Annotated in this window: 1 protein-coding gene; it reads right to left on the bottom strand. The window is 45.6% G+C overall.

Annotated features, from left to right (window positions below; translation table 11 throughout):
• Nucleotides 1–57: 57 nt before the first annotated feature.
• Nucleotides 58–1,374, bottom strand: a complete 1,317-nt coding sequence (gene ltrA / locus MWU84_RS23800; RefSeq protein WP_031445652.1) for a group II intron reverse transcriptase/maturase — start codon at nt 1,372–1,374, stop codon at nt 58–60.
• Between the last annotated feature and the right edge of the window lie 471 nt (nt 1,375–1,845).

Raw genomic sequence — 1,845 nt, forward strand, 5'->3', positions numbered from 1 at the left:
AAAAGCCAGCAGATAATCGAGTGGATGGCTCCGCCATCAAATGACGGAGTGCACCCCTCACACCACCGTACGTACGGGTCTCGTATACGGCGGTTCGTAAATTGATGGGTTCAATTCCATGTAAAGCTTTAACATTGCTTGGTAGCCCCTGTTTTGAAGTCTTTTGAGGGTAATAGTGGAGTTCAAAATTGGACTCTGGGCTACTGCCCAACCTCCTTTTCTTGTTCTACTCCACGCATATGCATGGTCTTGGTCTACACCCAATCGGATTAGGTTTTTCCTTTTCCTCTCGGGCTTCTTCCAGTCTGTCCATATGCAATAGCGCAAACGATTCCTAAGCCATCCATCCAAATCACGAAGTTTGCCATGGATACTTGTTCCCCGGAAATAGTTTAACCATCCCCGTTGGATTTCGTTTATCTTGGCAACCCGCTCATCGAAACTCATGGGCTTGGTTTTAGCGGTTATCGTCTTTACCCTCATTTTTAAACTCTTCCATGCTTTTTCACTCACTACCAATTGGTATTTGCCCTTCTCCCCTTTGATATAGGTGGGTACGAAACCAAAACCCAAGATGGTGAACTGCACTGGCTTCCTTACGCCACTTTTCTCCCGGTTTACCGCGAGTTTAAGTTTCGTCTTTAGGTACTTTGAGATTGCTCCCATCGTTGCCGTTGCATCACTTCTTCGTCTGGTGTAGACACTGAAATCGTCGGCATAGCGAACGAACCGAAGTTTCCGTCTGGTCAGTTCTTTATCCAGCTCGTTGAGCAGGATGTTGGACAATAACGGACTGATCGGGCTTCCCTGTGGGACGCCTTTTCTCCTCTTTTCAAGTTTGCCATTGATCAAGATCGGTGCTCGTAACCATTTACGTATCAATTGGAGCGTAATTTGACATTTTACCTTTTGGTAGAGCAAGTTCAAAAGCAGGCAATGGTCTACTTCATCGAAAAATGTCTTTAGGTCTATATCTACGATAAAACTATACCCCTCATGGATATATTCCAGAGCCTTGCCAACTGCTTGGCGGGCATTTCTGTTGGGGCGGAATCCATAACTATAGGCACTGAAACCATTTTCGAATTTAGGCATCACAACTTGTGATACCGCTTGTTGGAGCAACCTGTCGGTTACTGTTGGGATTCCCAAGAGACGGGATTTCCCGTTTGCCTTGGGAATTTCCACACCAAGAATGGCTTGGGGTCGGTACTTTCCTTGCTTTACCGTTTGGAGTATGTGTAACTTGTTCTCTCGCAGATACTCTGTGAGTTCCGTTGTTTTCATTCCATCGATTCCTGCACTGCCCTTGTTCGCAATTACTTGTTCTAGGGCTTTTTGCAGATTGTAAGGATGTACTACTTGTCCAATCATTTTTTTTTGGTTTACATTTTCTTTTACCTGTCTTCGTTACAGAGGGCTATCTGCCTAGGGCGGATTCCGTTCTGCATTGAAGACCAATTGACGTTTGGCCCTTCCTTTGCTTGTGAGACCTCGGATTTATCCATCCGCTCGTTTCTGTAAAGTACTATGACCTCTGCTGACTTCTCCATTATGCCAACTCGTGACTATGGAGACCTCCCCAGGTAATGACATCTTCTTTCCCCCGATTCCTGCCGTATCTACATAAATGCACCTTTTGTACTCATTGGGCGTTACAATGATGTGCTTGCTTACCCATGCATAAATGCCTCATATACGGTTCCTGTCCGTCAGTACCGAGCTTTGTAGTCTCGCTTCCTTCAGATGTAACCTCGCAGTTACCACCCTTGCGACTTACTAATGGTTCAAGGAGTTACCCCTGCCCATAAGGGACTTGCACCCTCTAGATTAATACCATATCTT

This window comes from Arenibacter sp. F20364 (assembly GCF_023015905.1).
GTDB lineage: Bacteria > Bacteroidota > Bacteroidia > Flavobacteriales > Flavobacteriaceae > Arenibacter.